The sequence below is a fragment of the Facivitalis istanbulensis genome (genome assembly GCF_040560405.1).
In the GTDB taxonomy this organism is placed as follows: Bacteria; Pseudomonadota; Alphaproteobacteria; order Sphingomonadales; family Sphingomonadaceae; genus Sphingomonas; species Sphingomonas istanbulensis.
Genome location: NZ_JAVSCQ010000002.1, coordinates 207490 through 226518 on the forward strand (window position 1 = coordinate 207490; position 19029 = coordinate 226518).

Here is a 19029-nt window from a genome sequence, read left to right on the forward strand (position 1 = left end):
CGGGACACGCTCCACGTTGTACGATTGCAACGATGTTGGCGATCGATCAGCCTGCCACTGCGATCAGACCACTGCGATCCCGGTTCGCGGTGACGGTGGCGGTCGAGGTCGCGGTGGTCGTCGCCGCGATCGCGATTGCGGCTGGCACCTATTGGTTCATCGCGGGACAGCATGACGCGAAGGGGTTGATCGCCCCTCCGGTGATCGCCGGGTTGCTAGCGCTCAATCTGGTGCCGGGCATTCTGCTGCTGATGCTGTTGGGGCGCCGGGTCGCGATGCGCCGCGCGGCCGAGTCCGTGGTCGGCGGCGGTGGCCGCCTGCATGTTCATCTGGTTGCGATCTTCTCGCTCACGGCCAGCGTGCCCATCCTGCTGACCGTCGTGACGGCGTCGATGATGTTCCAGTCGTCGGCCGAGTTCTGGATTTCCGATCGCGCGCGCAAGGCCTTTGGCGATGCGATGACCATCGTCCGCGAGTCGCAGCAGCAGATCATCAATCGCTGGGTGCTGGGCGGCCGGGCCATGTCGCAGGATCTGGGCCGCAACCTGCCGGTGCTGCGCGAAAACCGGCGGGATTTCCACGACTATCTGGTGCAGCAGACGATCGTCCGCGACCTGGAGGAGGCCGTTCTTTTTTCCCATGACAAGAAGGGCGGATTCAAATTCTATGATTTCTTCAACCAGCCTTCGGACAAGACGTTTCGCGCGCTGGTGACGCCCGAGATGATCGGCCAGGCGACCGCGTCCAACCGGCCCGAGGTCGGGATCAACGAGCAGCGTGTCTGGGTCGTCACCCCCTTGCCGCAAGGCAACGGTATCATGCTCTATGTCGGCACCAGTGTGAATGCCGCCTTCCTCAGCCAGCAGCATTTTGCCGCGGAGGATGTGGTCGACGGCTATCGCGCATTGCAGGGGCGGGCGCGCTCGCTCCAGTTGAAATTCAACCTTGCGCTGCTCTCGGTCGCCCTGCTGATCGTCGGCATCGCGGTGTGGATCGCGCTGGCGGTGGCCGATCGCCTGGTGCGACCGGTCGGTGAACTGGTCGATGCGGCGCGGCGGATCGCCGGGGGTGATCTGACGGTGCGCGTTCCCGATCCGCGCACGCGCGACGAGCTTGGCACGCTCGCCAACGCCTTCAACCAGATGACCGGCCAGTTGGAACGGCAGAATACCGAACTCGTGACCGCCAATGCCCAGTTGAACAATCGCCGCGCGCTGATCGAGGCGGTGATGGCGGGCGTGTCGGCAGGCGTTCTCGCGGTCGGTGCAGACCGCACGGTGCGGATCGCGAACAACTCGGCCGAGTTGCTGTTGGGTACCGAACAGGGACGGCTGATCGGGCGTCCGCTCGCCGATGTCGCCCCCGAACTCGACTCCCTGCTCGACCAGGGACGGCGCGAGGCCACGGTGCAACTGCCGCTTCACGGCGACATGCGGACGCTGGCCGTGCGGATCGCACAGACGGCGGATGGTCCGATCCTGACCTTCGACGACATCACGCAGCAACTTCTCGATCAGCGTCGCGCGGCCTGGTCCGACGTTGCGCGGCGCATCGCGCATGAGATCAAGAACCCGCTTACGCCGATCCAGCTGGCCGCCGAGCGCCTCCAGCGCCGCTATGGCAAGGTGGTGGAACCGGCGGATGAGACCTTTGGCCGTCTGACCGAGACGATCGTGCGTCAGGTCGGGGACCTGCGGCGCATGGTGGACGAGTTTTCCTCCTTCGCGCGTATGCCCAAGCCGGTGTTCCGTGAAGAGGCGATTGCCGACATCTGCGCGCAGGTGATGTTCCTGCACGAGGTCGGCCATCCCGATATCCGCTTTACGATCGAGCAGGGCGATCCCGCGCCGATGATGGTATGCGACCGGCGACAGATGAGCCAGGCGCTGACCAACATCGTCAAGAACGCCGTAGAGGCCATTGAATCCCGCCCCGAAGGGTTGAAGGGCGGCGAGATCACGATGCGTGTCGGGCAGCAGGGGCACATGGTATCGATCACGGTCGACGACAATGGCGTCGGCCTGCCGCCCGAACGGGATCGGATCGTCGAGCCCTATATGACGACGCGCGCGCGCGGCACCGGCCTGGGGCTGGCCATCGTCACCAAGATCATTGAGGAGCACGCCGGAACCATCGGCTTTTCCGACAATCTTCCACAGGGCACCATCGTGTCGATGATGTTCGATGCGGGGGCCTTGGCCGCACTCGACCAGGGCGGGGCAGAACCCGAACTGGCCGGGGAGGGCCAATTGACCGCTTTGACTCGTACCCGGACTTAAAAGATCATGGCTTTGGACATCCTCGTCGTGGACGACGAACTCGATATCCGCGAACTGGTCGCGGGCGTGCTGGAGGATGAGGGCTATGAGGCCCGCGTCGCCGCTGACAGCGATTCCGCGCTGGAAGCGGTGGCGGTCCGTCGGCCGTCCCTCGTGCTGCTCGACGTGTGGCTCCAGGGATCGAAGCTCGACGGGCTGGAATTGCTCGACGAGATCAAGCGGCGCGATCCCTCAATCCCCGTCCTGGTGATTTCGGGCCATGGCAATCTCGACACGGCGGTGGCCGCGATCCGCAAGGGGGCGGCGGACTTTATCGAAAAGCCCTTCGAGGCCGAGCGGTTGCTGCTCATGGTGGCGCGCGCGACCGAGACCGAACGGCTGCGGCGCGAGAATGCGTCGCTTCGCGCCAGTGCCGGACGGGAAACCGATCTGACCGGCTCCTCCAGCGCGATCAACGGCATTCGCGCCACCTTGAAACGCGTGGCCGCGACCGGAAGCCGGGTTCTCATCATGGGCGCGGCCGGGGTCGGCAAGGAGGTCGCGGCGCGCCTGCTCCATGGCTGGAGCAACCGCACCGATGCCCCCTTCGTGGTGGTCAGCGCGGCGCGCATGACGCCCGAACGGGTCGAGGAGGAGTTGTTCGGGGTAGAGGAGGGGGGGGACCTCGTCCGCACCGGGCTGCTCGAACAGGCGCATGGCGGCACGCTGTTCCTCGACGAGATTGCCGATATGCCGATCGCGACGCAGGCCCGTATCCTGCGGGTCCTGACCGACCAGAGTTTCACCCGCGTCGGTGGCACCCGCGTCGTGAAGGTCGATGTCCGCGTCGTCTCCGCAACTGCGCGCGACCTGACGCAGGAGATTGCGGAGGGCCGGTTCCGCGAGGACCTGTATTACCGGCTCAACGTCGTGCCGGTGACCATCCCGTCACTGGCCGACCGGCGCGAGGATATCCCTCCGCTCGTCGAGCATTTCATGGCGCATTACGCGGCCGAGCGGCGTGTGCGAACGCCGGAGATCGCCCCGGATGCGATGGTCGCGATGCAATCCTATGACTGGCCGGGCAATGTCCGCCAGTTGCGCAACGTCGTCGAGCGGACGATCATCCTGGCCCCCGGCGACCGGATCGGCCGGATCGACCTGGACCTGCTGCCCGCCGAGGTGCTGGGCGAGGGGGCGGACATGGGGGCCGGCGGCGCGACCGCGATCATGGGCGCCCCCTTGCGGGAAGCGCGCGAAAGCTTCGAGCGCGAATATCTGCGGGTTCAGATCCGTCGCTTTTCCGGCAATATCTCGCGCACCGCCAGCTTCATCGGCATGGAGCGTTCCGCGCTCCACCGGAAGCTCAAGCTGCTCGGGATCAGCGAAACGCGGGAGGAATGATGGAAGCGAGCGGCGGTCGCCTCTGGACGAATGCCGATCGAGACCATAGATAATCGCGGCACCCGGCGCACGGGTGCGGTTCCGACGCCGGAAAACGGCGCATCCCGCGGGCACTGATCCGCCAAGAACAAGGTCTAGACCATGGCCGATAAATCGGGTTCGCTGCAGGATCTGTTCCTCAACGCCCTGCGCCGTTCCAAGGCCCCGGTGACGATGTTCCTCGTCAAGGGCGTCAAACTTCAGGGTATTGTTACCTGGTTCGACAATTTCTCCGTGCTGCTGCGCCGTGACGGCCAGTCCCAGCTGATCTACAAGCACGCCATCTCCACCATCATGCCGTCCGGCCCGCTCGACGTGGCAGCAATCGTCGAAGGCATGAACGAGCATCAGAAGAAGCAGCCGCTGCTGCTCCAGGAAATCTTCCTGAATGCGGTGCGCAAATCGGAAGATCCCGTGACGATGTTCCTGATCAACGGCGTGATGCTGCAGGGACAGATTGCGGGCTTCGACCTGTTCTGCATGCTGCTCCAGCGCGAAGGCATGGCGCAGCTCGTCTATAAACACGCCGTTTCGACCATTCAGCCCGCCCGGCCGCTGAACCTGGCCGAGGAGCAGGCAGGATCGACCGAGGATTGAGCAACGGATTCGATCGTGATCGCGGGGAGTTCGCGCGGGGTGCGCGAACCCTCGTGGTCTTGCCCGACCAGGGTGACGCGGCGCGTGACGCCGAGGCCCGGCTCGAGGAAACCGCCGGCCTTGCCATGGCGATCGGCCTGGATGTGGTGGAGCGGATGGCGTTGCGCGTCCGCGCGCCCAAGCCGGCCACGCTGATCGGCAGTGGACAGGTCGAGCAGGTTGCGCAGCAGGTGCGGATGGAAGACGCGCAACTCGTCGTGTTCGACGGCGCGCTGACCCCGGTACAGCAGCGCAACCTCGAAACCGCGCTGGAAGCCAAGGTGATCGACCGGACCGGACTGATCCTTGAGATTTTCGGCGAACGCGCCGCTACCGCCGAAGGGCGATTGCAGGTCGAACTCGCCCATCTCGATTATCAGGCGGGCCGATTGGTCCGAAGCTGGACCCATCTCGAACGCCAGCGTGGTGGCTTCGGGTTCCTGGGTGGTCCCGGCGAGACTCAGATCGAAGCCGACCGCCGGATGATCCGGGATCGCATGGCGCGGTTGCGGCGGGAGTTGGATCAGGTCAGTCGCACGCGGGGACTTCACCGCGATCGGCGCCAGCGCGCGCCCTGGCCGGTCATCGCCCTGGTGGGCTATACCAATGCCGGGAAATCAACGCTTTTCAATCGCTTGACGGGTGCTGATGTCATGGCGAAAGATCTTCTCTTCGCCACGCTGGACCCGACCTTGCGGCAAATCCAGCTCCCGGGGATCGACAAGGCGATCCTGTCGGACACAGTGGGATTCGTCTCCGACCTGCCAACCCAACTGGTCGCGGCTTTCAAGGCTACGCTGGAAGAGGTGGTGTCGGCCGACTTGTTGATCCATGTCCGCGACATCGCGCATCCCGACAGCGAGGCGCAGCGCGCGGACGTCGAAGCGGTACTGACCGAGATCGGGGTCGCCCCGGAGACACCGCGCTTCGAGGCGTGGAACAAGATCGATCTGGTCGAAGGCGATTTGCGCGAAGATGTGCTGATTGAGGCGGAACGACGACCCAACATCGTCGCGCTGTCGGCGATGACGGGTGAGGGGATTGACGATCTGGTCGAGCAGGTCGCCGCCGCCCTGACCTCGGGCCATCGGCGTTACCGGATCGCGCTGGATCCTGCCGATGGGGCAGGAGCCGCCTGGCTCCATGCCCATGGCGAGGTGCTGGATCAGTCGATCGAAGACAATGAGGCCGTCTACGAGGTCCGCTTGTCGCCGAATGACCACGACCGTTTCATCCGTCGCGGTGCTTGACCCGCTGCCATAGGGCCTCCTTGCTATCGAGGTCGAGTGCGGCGAATGCTTCGCCCGCCTCGGCCTCCATGGCGGCGAAGCGGCGTTCGAACTTCCCATTGGCGGTGCGCAATGCCGCCTCGGGATCGATGCCCCGGTGGCGCGCCCAATTGACCACGGCGAATAGAAGATCGCCAAATTCCTCGGCCAGGGTATCCGGACCGGCGTCCTCAATTTCTCGCAGTTCCTCGTCGATCTTGGCGCGTGGACCTTCCTCGTCCGGCCAGTCGAAGCCCGTCCGCGCCGCGCGCTTCTGGAGCTTTTCCGCACGCAACAGCGCGGGCAGGCCCAGTGCGACACCATCCAGCGCGCCGTTGGCCGCCTTCGCTCGCCGCTCGTCCGCTTTGATCTGCTCCCATAGGTGATGGCCGCTATGACCGGCATCGCCAAAGATATGCGGGTGGCGGCGTTCCATCTTGTCACTGATCGACGTCACGACATCCTTGAAGTCAAAGGCGCCGATGTCCTCGGCGATCTGGGCGTGGAAGACCACCTGGAGCAAAAGATCGCCCAGTTCGTCCTTGATCTCCGCCATGTCGCGGCGCGCGATGGCGTCGGCGACTTCATATGCTTCCTCGATCGTATAGGGCGCAATGCTGTCAAAGGTCTGCGCAACATCCCATTCACAGCCATGCTGCGGATCGCGCAGGCGTTGCATGATGGTCAAAAGACGGCCCATCCTTCGATATCCTCAAGATCGATAATATATATTATGTAAAATATTGCTGCATTGGAACGTCATCGCGTGTCTAGAATGAGCGTTCCACCCTCGACGCGCCATGTGTTCATCCGGTTGAGAACGTTCATCCCGATTACATCCTGTTCGCCGAAGGATGGTGACACGACCGCGTCGACATCATGCAGGACGATATCGCCAATCGCCATCCTCTCGATCGTCACAGGCTGCGCCGTCACGGTGCCGTTGGCGGTTTCGATCAGGCGCGGAAAGCCATTGTCATTGATCGGAATTCTGGCGGCGCGTGCCGTTGCGATCGACAGCGCGGTCGTCGCCGCACCGCTGTCGATCAACATCGGGCGCTCCACGCCATTGAGCCGTACGGACGCCCGGTAATGGCCGTCCGCCCCGATCATGATCCGCGCGGTGCCGACCGTCGATGTCGAACCGGGCATCAAGCGCATTAACCGGTCGCGCTGCGCCACGAAAAGATATCCACCGGCGAAAATCGCAACCCAGATCGATGCGATTATCAAGGTCTGCTTCATCGGAATGCGCCGCGCGGCAAGTGCGCTGAGCGGCAGCAACAGGACCAGCCCGTAATAGACGACATCCATCGCCTGATCGGTCGTCACACCGTAATGTCCATGCCATCATAGGCGGGTTCCACGTCCCCCGGCAGTTCGCGACGCAACGTCCGATAGTCCATGGACTGATCCATATGGATCAGGACGCTTCGTCGCGGCCTGAGCTGGCTGATCCAACCCAGGACACTCGGCAGGTCGGCATGCGCGGGATGCGGTTTGCGCCGAAGCGCGTCGACCACCCAGAGATCGAGGTCGCTGTAGAGCGCCTCCATGTCTGGCGTCATGGCATGAAAATCCGTGGCATAGCCGATGCTGCGCCCATCGCACTCGAAGCGCAATCCGGCGGATTGGATATGACCATGGGGCTGGTCGACGACGCGAACGCGGATGTCGCCGATGACCAGGCCATCTTCGAGCGGCGCGATGGTCGCGGTGGGTGGATAGCCGATCTTCCCCTGGAACACATAGCCGAAGCGTTTCTCAAGCGCTTCCATCGTCGCCGCCCGGGCGTAGCCCGTCACCGGCCGGCCCAGCGCGTGATAGATTTGTCGTAGGTCGTCGATGCCGTGACAGTGATCGGCATGGTCGTGGGTCCAGATGACCGCATCAACCGTGCCGACATCCGCCGATAGCAACTGTTCGCACATGTCGGGCCCGGTATCGATCAGAATGCGGGTCGCGCCATGTTCGACCAAGGCCGCCGTGCGCCGTCGGCGATTGCGCGGCTCTTTCGGATCGCATGCGCCCCAGTCCGCCCCGATCCGCGGCACACCCGATGACGTGCCGCAACCGAGGATATGGATCTTCACGCGCGCGTCTTCGCGAAAAGGCGATGGAAGTTCTCGGCCGTCGCATTGGTCAATTGCTCGACCGTCTCACCGCGCAGTTCGGCCAGGAATCTCGCGGTATCGGCGACGAAGGACGGCTCCCCCCGTTTTCCGCGGTGGGGCACCGGTGCCAGGAACGGCGCGTCGGTTTCGACCAGCAGACGGTCAAGCGGCAAGCGCCGCGCCGTGGCCTGCAGATCCTGCGCGTTCTTGAACGTGACGATACCCGAAATGGATATATAAAACCCTAATTCCAATGCCTTGTCGGCAAAGTCTTCACTGGCGGTGAAGCAGTGGATCACACCGGGATAGGCCCCCTTCCCCATCTCCTCGGCCAGGATCGCCGCGGTATCCGCCTCGGCATCGCGGGTATGCACGACCAAGGGCAGCCGGGTCTCCCGGCATGCGGCGATATGCGCTCGAAAGCTGGTTTGCTGGCGATCACGGTCGCTGAGCCCGTAATAATAGTCGAGCCCACTTTCGCCGATACCGACCACGCGGGGATGCGCCGCACGCTCGACCAGCTTGGCGGTGTCAATATGCGGATGGGCGTCCGCCTCATTCGGATGAATACCGATCGTCGCCCAGACATCCGCTTCCCGCTCGGCCGTGGCGATGACGGCATCCCACTCATTCTCACGGGTCGAGATGTTGAGCATGGCGGTCACGCCACGCTCCCGTGCCCGCGCCAGAATGGCGGGCTGATCCTCGGCAAGCCCCTTATAGTTCAGGTGGCAATGGCTGTCGGCGAGCATCATTCCTGATCCTCGACAGGCATTTCCAGGCGGGGAAAGGCCGGGACGGGGGGCGCCAGTGGCGCACCATCCGCTCGCCGACGGGCGTACCAGCCATCGTCGTCGATCGCCTGGTGATCGCGCTCCTCGGCCCCCAGCGTATCCAGCACTTGCGCCGCACCGCGCGGAATCACCGGCAGGATGGCGATGGCGAGCATCCGGATCGCACGAACCAGTGTTCCCAGCACGGCATGCATTCGTTCCGCATCGGTCTTGCGCAACGACCAGGGTGCCTGAATGTCAATATACTGGTTGCAGGCATAGACACCGCGCATCCAAGCCTCGATCCCCTGGCTGAGCAGCAGGTCTTCGAAGCCGGCCTTCAGCCCGGCACAGGCCACCACCACTTCCTCGATCAGAGCCGCGTCGGCCGGGTCGGTCCGCCCGTCTTCCGGCAACGCACCGTCGAGATTCTTGGCGATGAACGACAAGGTCCGCTGTGCGAGATTGCCAAAGCTGTTGGCGAGTTCCGCATTCACGCGGGTCACGATCGCCTCGGCCGAATAGGAACCGTCCTGGCCGAAGCTCACCTCACGCAGGAAGAAATAGCGCAGGGCATCGACGCCAAAAGCCGCGATCAGGCCCATCGGATCGACGACATTGCCCAGCGACTTGGACATCTTCTCCCCGCGATGCAGCAGGAAACCATGGCCGAATACCGATTGCGGCAAGGGCAGCTTGGCCGACATCAGGAAGGCTGGCCAATAAACGGTATGGAAGCGGATGATGTCCTTGCCGATCAGGTGCAGATTGGCGGGCCAGAAACGCGCCAGATCGCTCGACGGATCGGGATAGCCGGTGCCGGTCAGATAGTTGGTCAGCGCATCGACCCAGACATACATGACATGCCCGGGACTGTCGGGCACCGGCACGCCCCAATCGAAGCTGGTGCGCGAGACCGACAGGTCGGACAGGCCGCCCTCGACAAAGCGCATCACCTCGTTGCGGCGGCTTTCCGGGCGAATGAAATCGGGATTGTCGCGATACAGGTCAAGCAACGGCTGCTGATATTTCGACAGGCGGAAGAACCAGGTTTCCTCCGCGGTCCATTCCACGGGCGTGCCCTGTGGCGACAGTTTCGTGCCGTCTTCCGCGACGGTCAACTCGCTCTCGTCGTAAAAGGCTTCGTCCCGGACCGAGTACCAGCCTTCGTAGCGATCGAGATACAGATCGTCATTGTCACGCATCGCCTGCCAGATCGCCTGGCTGGCAGCATAATGATCCACATCGACCGTCCGGATAAACCGATCATAGGATATGTCAAGACTATTTGCCATCACGTGGAAATGGCTGGACATTTCATCGGCGAATGTGCGTGTCGAAACACCGCGCGCGCGCGCCGCCTGCGCCATTTTCAGGCCATGTTCGTCGGTACCGGTCTGAAACAAGACGTCGCGCCCCGCCTGGCGCTGAAACCGCGCGATGACGTCGGCGGCGACCATCTCATAGGCGTGGCCGATATGCGGGCGGCCATTGGGATAGTGGATTGCGGTGGTGATGTAGAAAGGATCGGCCATGGCCGACCCCTAGAACATCACTCCGCGCAGGTGAAGCCCGGCCGTTCAGCCGCGCAATTTCCAGGCGAACCACAACCAGCCGATGATCAGGATCGTACCGCCGATCGGCGTGATCGCACCCAGCCAGCGCGGTGCGCCAAAGGCCATGGCGTAGAGCGTGCCCGCGAAAAGCCCAGCGCCGATCACGAAGGCCCAGGCGACCCCTCGCATCTCCCAACGGAGCGCGACGAGCGCCGCCACCGCATGGATCAGTTGGTAATGACCGCCGGTGCGCAGCCATTCGACGGCCGCCCCTTCCGCCCGATGGGCACCGAACGCCCCTGCGGCGATCGCGATGGCGGCGGAAAGCGCCGCGAGCATAGCCAATAATCCCATCGTCAGCCCCTTCGTTCGTCCTGGGTAATGACCCGGTCGAGCGCGGCATGCAGATTGCCACTCTCGAGCTGCGCGGCCAGTCTTTCCTTGTCGCGGGCGCGGTACATGCATTCCACGCGATCGATTTCGGCATGGTCAATCTTGAGACTGCCCATGGCCAGCCGCGCCATCTTGATCGCCGATTCCAGGACTTCGCGCACGATATGGGCCGCGGGCCCGGCCTTGATGCGGAGCAGCGCGCGCCGGTCATAGGCGCGAACCAGGATTGTCGCGTTCGGGAAGGCCGCATGGACGCTTTCCAGGAACTCCAGCGTGATCTGGTCGTCGTCCAGGCAGAATAGGATCAATTCCGCCTCCGCTGCACCGGCCTGCCTCAGCAGATCGAGCCGGGTGCCGTCGCCATAATAGACTTTGGCGCCGAACTCTGCGGCAATGTCGATCATCCCGATATCACGATCGATCAGCGTGACCGGGACATCGCTTGCGATCAGCATCTGGGCCACCGTCTGGCCGAATCGGCCATAGCCGACGATAAGGGCATTGGCACCATCGGTCATCGGCCCTTCCCGTTCGCCGCCACGGGTAATGACCGGCTCTTCGCGAATGCCGCGGGTCAGGCGCATCAGGAACGGCGTGGTCGCCATCGACAGGGTGATGATCGCCCCGAACAGGCTCGCCGCCTCGGGCGCGATCAGATAGCCGCGCTGCGCCTGGGCGAACAATACGAAACCGAATTCGCCGCCCTGGCTCATCAGCAGCCCCAAAGCGAGCGCGGCGCGCCATTTCATCCGGAAGGCCAGCCCGATCAACGCGACCACGCCCGTCTTGGTCGCGATCAACGCCAGCGCCATGATCGCGACGAAAAGCGGCCTTTCGGCAATGGCTGGCAGGTCGAGCATCATCCCGACCGCCAGGAAGAACAGGCCGAGCAGGATCGAACGAAAGGGTTCGACATCGGCTTCCAGTTCATGGCGATAGGGGCTGTCGGCCAGCATCACGCCCGCGATGAACGCGCCGAGCGCGGTCGACAGGCCGAGCAATTCCATCACCGCCGCACTGGCGACGACAGTGAACAGCCCGGCAAAGACGAACATCTCACGTTCGCCCATATTGCCGATCAGGCGGAACAGCGGACGGAGCAGGAATCGCCCCGCCAGGATCAGCCCGACGATCGCGCCCACCGTCTCCAGCGCCATGATCCAACCCGGCGGTCCGGCATGATCCGCCGGGTTGCGCGACATGGCGGCAACGATCGTGATGAGCGGCACGATCGACAGGTCCTGGAACAACAGGATCGAAAAGGCGCGTTCGCCAAAGGGCGTGCGCAGACGGCCTGACGACTGAAGCATCGGCAATACCTGCGCGGTGGAGGAAAGCGCGAGCGGCAGCCCCAGCGCAAGCGCGGCTTCGAGCGAGAAATGGGCGAGGAAGACGATGCCCGAAATCGCCAGCCCGCAGGCCACGACCTGGATCAATCCCAGCCCGAAAATCTCATGCTTCATCCGCCAGAGCCGGGCCGGATTCAGCTCCAGCCCGACGATGAACAACAGAAACGTAATCCCGATCTCGGCGATGCCCAACTTGGCTTCGGCATCGCCGACGAGGCCCAGCACATGCGGCCCGACGACCGCCCCCGCGATCAGATAGCCCAGCGTCGCGCCCAATCCCAATCGCCGGAAGATCAGGACGAAGGCAAGCCCGACACCGAACAGGATCGCGCCGTCGCGCAGCAATGAGGCTTCGCCATGCATCAGACGGCCATCCCGGCGCGTGCTTCAACGGCGGCCTGCGCCGCCGCCTCAAAGGCGAGCCGGATCGAGGGGTGACGCGCGCTATAGGGTAAGGCCGGGGTGAAGACCGCAAGGCCCGGCCAGTCGGGCCCAGCCCCCTCCCCGCCCGCCAGCCAGTCGGCCAACCCGTCACGCGCGTCCGCCAGTTCATCCGGCGTCCGCCCGATGATGTGCTGCGCCAGCAGCGCCGCCGAGGCCTGGCCCAGCGCGCAGGCGCGAACCAGCATTCCGATTTCGACCACCCGCCCAATTTCGTCCAGATTGACGTCCACGACCACCCGGCTGCCGCAAATGGGGGACCGCTTCTCGACGCTCGCCATCGGCTCGACCAGACGCTGGTCGTGCGGGATGGCCGTGGTCAGGCGCAATATCTCGGCATTGTAGAGCGGCGCGGTCATGGCGTGGTCTCGCTGTGGGATAGGGCGGGCGCGGTCGGTGCGCCGAATACGGGCAGGCCGCGGCGGCGGCGATCGACGAAATCGGCGATTCCCGCGCTGGTCGCGTTCAGCAGCCTGTACGTGCGGCTCTTGACCATCCATTCGGGACGGCGCGCCGGTCCGCCGCCGACGGTATCGACCATCAGCGCGACCACGAGGAAGACGAGGCTCGCGAGGATCAGCCCCTTCAGCGCGCCAAAGCCAAAACCCAGCGCCCGGTCGATCGGTCCCAGAACCGACGTCCGGGTCCGCGAACCAATGGCGCGCGCAACCATCCTGCCGCCAAAATAGGTGACGCCGACGATCAGCGCGAAGGCCAGCACGGCGGCGCCCGAAACAGTGCCGACCACGCCCATCAAACCCTGGGCCAGCGGAATATGGAACAGCTTGAGCGCCGCCACGATCGCCACCCAGGCGAACAGCGCCAGCACCTCGGTCACGAAACCGCGAAGGAAACCCTGAATCGCCGCGCCGAAGACCGCGATCAGGACGAGGATATCAAGGGCCGTCAACGCCTGTGTCCAATCTTTCCGCCCGGCATGGGCGGCGATAGTCCGTCGCTACCCGCGCCCCAGCATATGGTCAACGAACTCGGCCAGCGTGCGGAAGCCGGTCATGCCCATGCCACCGTCATCTCCGGCCATAGCGCGTGGCACGATCGCCTTCTCAAACCCCAGCTTGGCCGCCTCCTTCAGCCGCAAGGGACCATGTGCCACGGTGCGGATTTCACCCGACAAGGCGATTTCGCCAAATACGATCGCTTCGGCGGGCACCGGGCGCTCGGACAGGGCTGAGACCAGTGCGGCCGCCACGGCCAGATCGGCGGCCGGGTCCTGTACCCGGTAGCCGCCAGCGATGTTCAGATAGACTTCGGCCGACGAAAAGCTCAGCCCGCACCGCGCCTCCAGCACCGCCAGGATCATCGCCAAGCGCCCGGTATCCCAACCGACGACCGCACGCCGGGGCGTGGCCCCCGATGCCAGCCGGACCGTCAGCGCCTGGATTTCCACCAGCACCGGCCGCGTGCCCTCCAGCGCCGGGAACACCGTCGCGCCGGTCATCCCCTCTTCGCGATTGGTCAGGAACAGCGAAGAGGGATTGCCGACCTCGGTCAGCCCTTCGGTCTGCATCGCGAACACGCCGATCTCGTCCGTTCCGCCAAAGCGGTTCTTGATCGCGCGCAGGATACGATATTGGTGGCTGCGCTCCCCCTCGAACGCCAACACGGTGTCGACCATATGCTCCAGCACGCGTGGGCCAGCGATCGAGCCGTCCTTGGTGACATGGCCGACCAAGACCAGCGCGGTGCCACGCTCCTTGGCGAAGCGGATCAGTTCCTGCCCCGATGCGCGCACCTGGCTGACCGTGCCCGGCGCGCCCTCGATCAGGTCGGAATGCATGGTCTGGATCGAATCGATCACCAGCAGCGCCGGCGGGGTCCCGATCGACAGCGTCGTCAGGATGTCGCGGACCGACGTCGCCGCCGCCAGTCTCACCGGCGCCTGGCCCAGCCCCAGCCGCCGGGCTCGTAGCCGGACCTGGTCCGCCGCTTCTTCGCCCGAGACATAGGCGACCGACCGCCCCGCCATCGCCAGTCGCGCCGCCGCCTGGAGCAACAGCGTCGACTTGCCGATGCCGGGATCGCCGCCGATCAGCGTCGCCGAACCCTCGACGAACCCACCGCCCAGCGCGCGGTCCAGTTCGGCGATCCCCGTCTGCATCCGTTCGGGCAGCGCGATGTCGGCATCAAGCCCGACCAGCTGGATCGCGCGTCCGCCGCCCTGAAGATTATGCTTGGCGGAGAAGGGCGTGGCCTGGGACGGCGCTTCCTCCAGGATGGTGTTCCATTCCGAACAATCGGGGCATTGCCCCTGCCAGCGCGACGAGACCGAGCCGCAGGATTGGCAGACGAAACGCTTTTGGATCTTGGCCATGACGCGCTTCTAGCGCCATAGGAACGAAAATGGAACATCGTCTCGTCGTTCGCGAATGGTGGTCAGCGGCATCGGACCCGGCTATGGGGCGGCTTCCATGACCCCAGACCAGTTTCGCGTTGCCCTGTTCAGCGGCAACTATAATTACACGCGCGACGGCGCGAACCAGACGCTCAATCTGCTTGTCGGTCATCTGCTCGACCGGGGCGTGGCGGTGCGCGTCTATTCGCCGACTTCCTCGACCCCCGCCTTCCCACCCGTCGGCGATCTGGTCGATGTTCCCGCCATTCCGCTGCCCTTTCGTTCCGACTATAAGCTGGGGCGTGGCCTACCTGCCAAGGTCCGGCGCGATCTGGAGGCGTTCGCCCCCAATATCGTGCACGTCTCCGCCCCGGAATTTCTCGGCCATGCGGCGGTGCGCTGGGCGCGCGAGCACGGCATTGCCTCGCTCGCCTCGGTCCATACCCGGTTCGAGACCTATCCGCGCTATTATGGCCTGGGCTTTGTCGAGCCTGCGATCATCAAGCTGCTGACCCGCTTCTACAACAAGTTCGATCGCATCGTCGCGCCCAGTCCCAGCATGATCGCGCTGTTGCGTGGCTGGGGAGTGACGCCGCCGATGGACATCTGGTCGCGCGGCATCGATCATGATCGCTTCCAGCCCTCTCGCCGGAGCCTGGAATGGCGGCGGTCATTGGGCATCGGCGATCACGAGGTGGCGGTCGGCTTCCTCGGCCGGCTCGTGAAGGAAAAGGGCCTCGATGTCTTTGCCGAGGTTCTGGCCGAATTGCGCCGCCGTGGCGTCGCGCACCGGGTGTTGGTGATCGGCAAGGGCCCCGCGCAAGACTGGTTCGAGCGGGTGACGCCGGGCGCGGTGTTCGCGGGCTATCAGACCGGCAATGATCTGGGCCGCGCGGTCGCCTCTATGGATGTTTTCTTCAACCCCAGCGTCACGGAGACGTTTGGCAACGTCACCACCGAGGCGATGGCCGCCGGCGTCCCCGTCGTGGCCGCCAACGCGACGGGGGCGATGGACCTGGTGGTCGATGGCGAGACCGGCTATCTGGTCGAGCCACGCGATATCGCCGGCTATGCCGAGGCGATCGCGCGGATCGCCACCGACGCCGATCTGCGCCGCAGGTTCAGCGAAGCGGGACGGACCCGCGTCGCCGATTATCGATGGGACAAGGTGAACGAGGCGGTGCTGGAAAGCTATCGCCTGTTACGCGCCGATCACGGCTGATCCGCCCGGCGTCTGCCAGTCGAAGGTCAGCGGCGCCTCGCGAAAGGCGTAGCGATCAATATGCCGCGCCACGATGTCCTGCATCCTGGCTGCGTCGCTATCGTCGGGAACGGTCAGGAGGAGGTGCAAAGCCGTATTGTCCGCCTGCATCTCCAGCCGGGAGCCGTCGGGGAAGGTGATCGTCGCGTCCTCGGGGGTGAAGGCCACCTCCATCTTGTGGCTCCAGTGCTTGGCCAACTGTTGCAGATAGCGACTGGCCGAAGGAGTCGCGACCCGAGTTCTGGACATACTCATTTCAAACGCTCCACTTTCTGGGCCAGTTCGTCGATCCAACCGGCAATCTGGTACAACGCATCCTGCGACACATCGTCCCGCCCGAGGCGTTCGCCCAGCGCGACCCGCAAACTGCCCATCGCCCGTCGGATCGGGGCGGAGTCGACGCGTTCGCGATGCTCGCCGAGCGCCCGGAGCCGGGCCATGAGCGCTTCGACCTGCTCCGCCTTGTCCGCAAGATGGCTTCGGCCCGTCTCGGTCACGGCGAAACGCTTCTTCGCGCCGTCCGATTGCTGTTCCTCAATGAAGCCCATTTCGTCGAGCAGCGTGATCGTCGGATAGATGACGCCGGGGCTGGGCACATAGGCACCCCCAGTCAGTGTTTCGATCGCGCGGATCAAGTCATAGCCATGACGGGGTTCGTCGGCGATCAGCTTCAGCAGAACGAGACGAAGCTCGCTGCCGTCGAACATCCGCCCCCGCCGCCCGCCGCCGGGTCGCTCGCCTGCGCCAAACCAGTTGCCGCCAAAGGGCCCGTGACGTCCACCGCGCGGGCCCTGGAACCATCCTTCGTGGGCTGCCGCGGCGAAATGGCGGCGCATGGCGTAAAAGCCGTGCCCGTGCGCATGACTTTGATGATGTCGCATCACTATCTCCTGATCGATATGGTCAAGATATATCGCAGGGCCTGGGAGTCAAGATAGCTCACGATAGATCTTAAGAGTCGGGATGACGATCGGCGCTCGACCCCCTACATGTCGGGCATGGCCGACCTGTTTGCGGGAATGGACCCCGCTCCCGCCCCCTCCACGCCGATCGATGCCCCCTTGGCGGATCGCCTTCGGCCCGAGCAGTTGGCCGATGTCGTGGGGCAGGATCATCTGACGGGTCCGGAAGGCGCAATCGGACGCATGGTCGCGGCGGGGCGGCTGTCCTCGATGATCCTGTGGGGGCCTCCGGGAACGGGCAAGACGACGATTGCCCGATTGCTGGCCGCCGCCGTCGGGCTGCGCTTCGCCGCCGTGTCCGCCGTATTCTCGGGCGTCGCCGATCTGAAGAAGGTCTTTGCCGAGGCGCGCGATCATGGGCGGCTGGGGCAGCGCACCCTGTTGTTCGTGGACGAGATCCATCGTTTCAACCGCGCGCAGCAGGACGGATTCCTGCCCTTTGTCGAGGATGGCACCGTCACCTTGGTCGGCGCGACGACCGAGAACCCGTCTTTCGAATTGAACGCGGCGTTGCTCAGCCGGGCACAGGTGCTGATCCTGCATCGGCTGGGCCAGACGGCGCTGGAGCAATTGCTCCAGCGTGCGGAGGTGGAGATGGACCGTCCCCTTCCCCTGCAACCGGCGGCGCGAGAAGCCCTGCTCGCCAGCGCCGATGGAGACGGCCGGTTCCTGCTCAATCAGGCCGAAACGTTGTTCTCCGTCGAACTGCCCGAACCCCTCGACGCGGCCGGTCTGTCCTCGTTTCTCCAGCGGCGCGTCGCGGTCTATGACAAGGATCGCGAGGGGCATTACAACCTCATCTCCGCGCTGCATAAATCCATTCGCGGATCCGACCCGCAGGCCGCCCTCTACTATCTTGCGCGGATGCTGACGGCGGGCGAGGAGCCGCTTTACGTCCTGCGGCGGCTGACCCGTGCCGCGATCGAGGATATCGGGCTTGCCGATCCGCAGGCGCTCAGCCAGTGTCTGGCCGCCAAGGATGCCTATGAGTTCCTCGGCTCACCCGAGGGCGAATTGGCGATCGTGCAGGCCTGTCTCTACTGCGCGACGGCCCCCAAATCCAACGCCGCCTATTTGGCCCAGAAACAGGCCTGGCGGATGGCCAAGGAGACCGGGTCGCTGATGCCACCCGCCAATATCCTGAACGCGCCGACCAAGCTGATGAAGCAGATCGGCTATGGCGCGGACTATCAATATGATCATGATAGCGATGGCGGCTTTTCGGGCGCCAATTACTGGCCGGACGAACTGCCGCCGCAGCGTTTCTATGATCCGTCCGGACGCGGCCTGGAAAAGCGCATCGCCGAGCGCATGGCGTGGTGGGACGAACGGCGGCAGGTGTTGCAGGCGGGCCGGGATGACGGTCGCGGCTGATCGCTTCACCGGGTTCGTCGCGATCGACTGGTCGGGGGCACATGGCGTGGCCCATAAGGGTATTCGGATGGCGCGCTGCGATCGGGGCGACGCCGCGCCGGGGATCGTCGCGCCGCCCGGACGGGCTTGGTCGCGCCAGGCCGTGCTCGACTGGCTGCTCGACCATGCGGCAGAGGCTCTGCTGATCGGCTTCGACTTCAGCTTCTCGGCACCCTTTGTCGAACGCGGCGCGCATTTGCCCGGCGAGCCGGATACCCCCAGCGCACAGGCGCTGTGGCGCTATGTCGAGCAGGCATGCGACGATCCCGATCTGGGCGCGCGCAGCTTTCTGGAGGCGCGACGCGGGCGCCATTTCTACCTTGGTGCCGTGGACGGACGGAAGGCCGACTTCCTGCATTGGCGACGGTGCGAGGTCTCGCGTGATGGCGCGCGCAAGCCTTCGACCATTTATGATGCCATCGGCGCGGCGCAGGTGGCGAAGGCGAGCTTTGCCGGGATGCGGCTGCTGCATCGGCTCGATGGCCGTATGATGATCTGGCCGTTCGACCCGGTGCGGTCCCAGGGTGCTGTCGTGGTGGAAATCTACACCGCGATCGCCGCGCGGGACGGCGGCCGGCCCGCAGGGCGTAGCAAGATCCGGGACGCGGCGACGCTCGACGATGCGCTGGCCCGGCTCGGCAGCCGGTGTCATGTCCCCCTGCCCGTCTATGACGATCACAGCACCGATGCGATCCTGGCGGCGGCGTGGCTGCGCAACGCGGCAACGCGCGCGGATCTGTGGCGGCCAGCCGGCATGACGCCACACATTGCGGCGACGGAGGGCTGGACCTTCGGCGTATCTTGACGCA

General features: G+C 64.8%; 19 protein-coding genes. 7 read left to right on the top strand and 12 right to left on the bottom strand.

Translation table 11 applies throughout. The features are described 5' to 3' along the window. Positions 1–32: 32 nt before the first annotated feature. From RN629_RS02410 to hflX, 4 genes are all read left to right on the top strand, one after another. On the top strand, positions 33–2279 hold the full coding sequence (locus RN629_RS02410; protein ID WP_407033665.1) for a sensor histidine kinase NtrY-like: 2247 nt from the start codon (positions 33–35) through the stop codon (positions 2277–2279). A 6-nt stretch (positions 2280–2285) separates the two neighbouring features. Then, entirely contained in the window at positions 2286–3662 is a 1377-nt protein-coding gene (gene ntrX / locus RN629_RS02415; RefSeq protein WP_407033666.1) for a nitrogen assimilation response regulator NtrX, read from the top strand. Between the two features lie 141 nt (positions 3663–3803). Next, on the top strand, positions 3804–4298 hold the full coding sequence (gene hfq / locus RN629_RS02420; RefSeq protein ID WP_407033667.1) for an RNA chaperone Hfq: 495 nt from the start codon (positions 3804–3806) through the stop codon (positions 4296–4298). Continuing rightward, positions 4295–5587, top strand: a complete 1293-nt coding sequence (hflX, locus tag RN629_RS02425) for a GTPase HflX (RefSeq protein ID WP_407033668.1) — start codon at positions 4295–4297, stop codon at positions 5585–5587. The genes hfq and hflX overlap by 4 nt, the downstream gene beginning before the upstream one ends. Here the strand turns inward: hflX and mazG are convergent. Genes mazG through radA form a run of 10 tightly spaced genes read right to left on the bottom strand, consistent with a single transcriptional unit; the run spans position 5568 to position 14563 of the window. Next, positions 5568–6305, bottom strand: coding sequence for a nucleoside triphosphate pyrophosphohydrolase (mazG, locus tag RN629_RS02430; protein WP_407033669.1), 738 nt, complete (start codon positions 6303–6305; stop codon positions 5568–5570). The genes hflX and mazG overlap by 20 nt on opposite strands. Positions 6306–6364: 59 nt before the next feature. Beyond that, positions 6365–6937, bottom strand: a complete 573-nt coding sequence (locus tag RN629_RS02435) for a retropepsin-like aspartic protease family protein (RefSeq protein ID WP_407033670.1) — start codon at positions 6935–6937, stop codon at positions 6365–6367. Beyond that, on the bottom strand, positions 6934–7698 hold the full coding sequence (locus tag RN629_RS02440; protein ID WP_407033671.1) for an MBL fold metallo-hydrolase: 765 nt from the start codon (positions 7696–7698) through the stop codon (positions 6934–6936). The genes RN629_RS02435 and RN629_RS02440 overlap by 4 nt, the downstream gene beginning before the upstream one ends. Next, positions 7695–8471, bottom strand: coding sequence for a TatD family hydrolase (locus RN629_RS02445; protein ID WP_407033725.1), 777 nt, complete (start codon positions 8469–8471; stop codon positions 7695–7697). Before RN629_RS02445 ends, RN629_RS02440 begins: the two co-directional genes overlap by 4 nt. Then, positions 8471–10027 (bottom strand): methionine--tRNA ligase, encoded by a 1557-nt coding sequence (gene metG / locus RN629_RS02450; protein ID WP_407033672.1) that lies wholly within the window; start codon positions 10025–10027, stop codon positions 8471–8473. Before metG ends, RN629_RS02445 begins: the two co-directional genes overlap by 1 nt. A gap of 45 nt (positions 10028–10072) precedes the next feature. After that, positions 10073–10402, bottom strand: a complete 330-nt coding sequence (locus RN629_RS02455; protein WP_407033673.1) for a DUF423 domain-containing protein — start codon at positions 10400–10402, stop codon at positions 10073–10075. 2 nt (positions 10403–10404) lie between these two features. Continuing rightward, positions 10405–12153, bottom strand: a complete 1749-nt coding sequence (locus RN629_RS02460) for a cation:proton antiporter domain-containing protein (RefSeq protein WP_407033674.1) — start codon at positions 12151–12153, stop codon at positions 10405–10407. Beyond that, a complete protein-coding gene (locus RN629_RS02465; RefSeq protein WP_407033675.1) occupies positions 12153–12590 on the bottom strand; it encodes an iron-sulfur cluster assembly scaffold protein in 438 nt (145 codons plus the stop codon). The genes RN629_RS02460 and RN629_RS02465 overlap by 1 nt, the downstream gene beginning before the upstream one ends. After that, positions 12587–13141, bottom strand: coding sequence for a CvpA family protein (locus RN629_RS02470; protein ID WP_407033676.1), 555 nt, complete (start codon positions 13139–13141; stop codon positions 12587–12589). Before RN629_RS02470 ends, RN629_RS02465 begins: the two co-directional genes overlap by 4 nt. A gap of 48 nt (positions 13142–13189) precedes the next feature. Next, positions 13190–14563: a DNA repair protein RadA gene (radA, locus tag RN629_RS02475; RefSeq protein WP_407033677.1), complete on the bottom strand. Its 1374-nt coding sequence runs from the start codon at positions 14561–14563 to the stop codon at positions 13190–13192. Positions 14564–14660: 97 nt separating this feature from the next. Between radA and RN629_RS02480 the strand changes: the two genes are divergently transcribed. Next, positions 14661–15806, top strand: coding sequence for a glycosyltransferase family 4 protein (locus RN629_RS02480; protein ID WP_407033678.1), 1146 nt, complete (start codon positions 14661–14663; stop codon positions 15804–15806). Here RN629_RS02480 and RN629_RS02485 read toward each other — a convergent pair. Both RN629_RS02485 and RN629_RS02490 read right to left on the bottom strand, forming a co-directional pair. Beyond that, a complete protein-coding gene (locus RN629_RS02485; RefSeq protein WP_407033679.1) occupies positions 15786–16100 on the bottom strand; it encodes a DUF2218 domain-containing protein in 315 nt (104 codons plus the stop codon). The two genes, RN629_RS02480 and RN629_RS02485, sit on opposite strands and share 21 nt — an antisense overlap. Further along, positions 16097–16726, bottom strand: coding sequence for a PadR family transcriptional regulator (locus tag RN629_RS02490; protein ID WP_407033680.1), 630 nt, complete (start codon positions 16724–16726; stop codon positions 16097–16099). Before RN629_RS02490 ends, RN629_RS02485 begins: the two co-directional genes overlap by 4 nt. 117 nt (positions 16727–16843) lie before the next feature. Here RN629_RS02490 and RN629_RS02495 point away from each other — a divergent pair, with 117 nt between their 5' ends. After that, positions 16844–18181, top strand: coding sequence for a replication-associated recombination protein A (locus tag RN629_RS02495; protein WP_407033681.1), 1338 nt, complete (start codon positions 16844–16846; stop codon positions 18179–18181). Continuing rightward, positions 18165–19025 carry a hypothetical protein gene (locus RN629_RS02500; RefSeq protein WP_407033682.1) on the top strand — a complete coding sequence of 287 codons (861 nt, stop codon included), beginning with the start codon at positions 18165–18167 and terminating at the stop codon, positions 19023–19025. Before RN629_RS02495 ends, RN629_RS02500 begins: the two co-directional genes overlap by 17 nt. Positions 19026–19029: the final 4 nt, after the last annotated feature.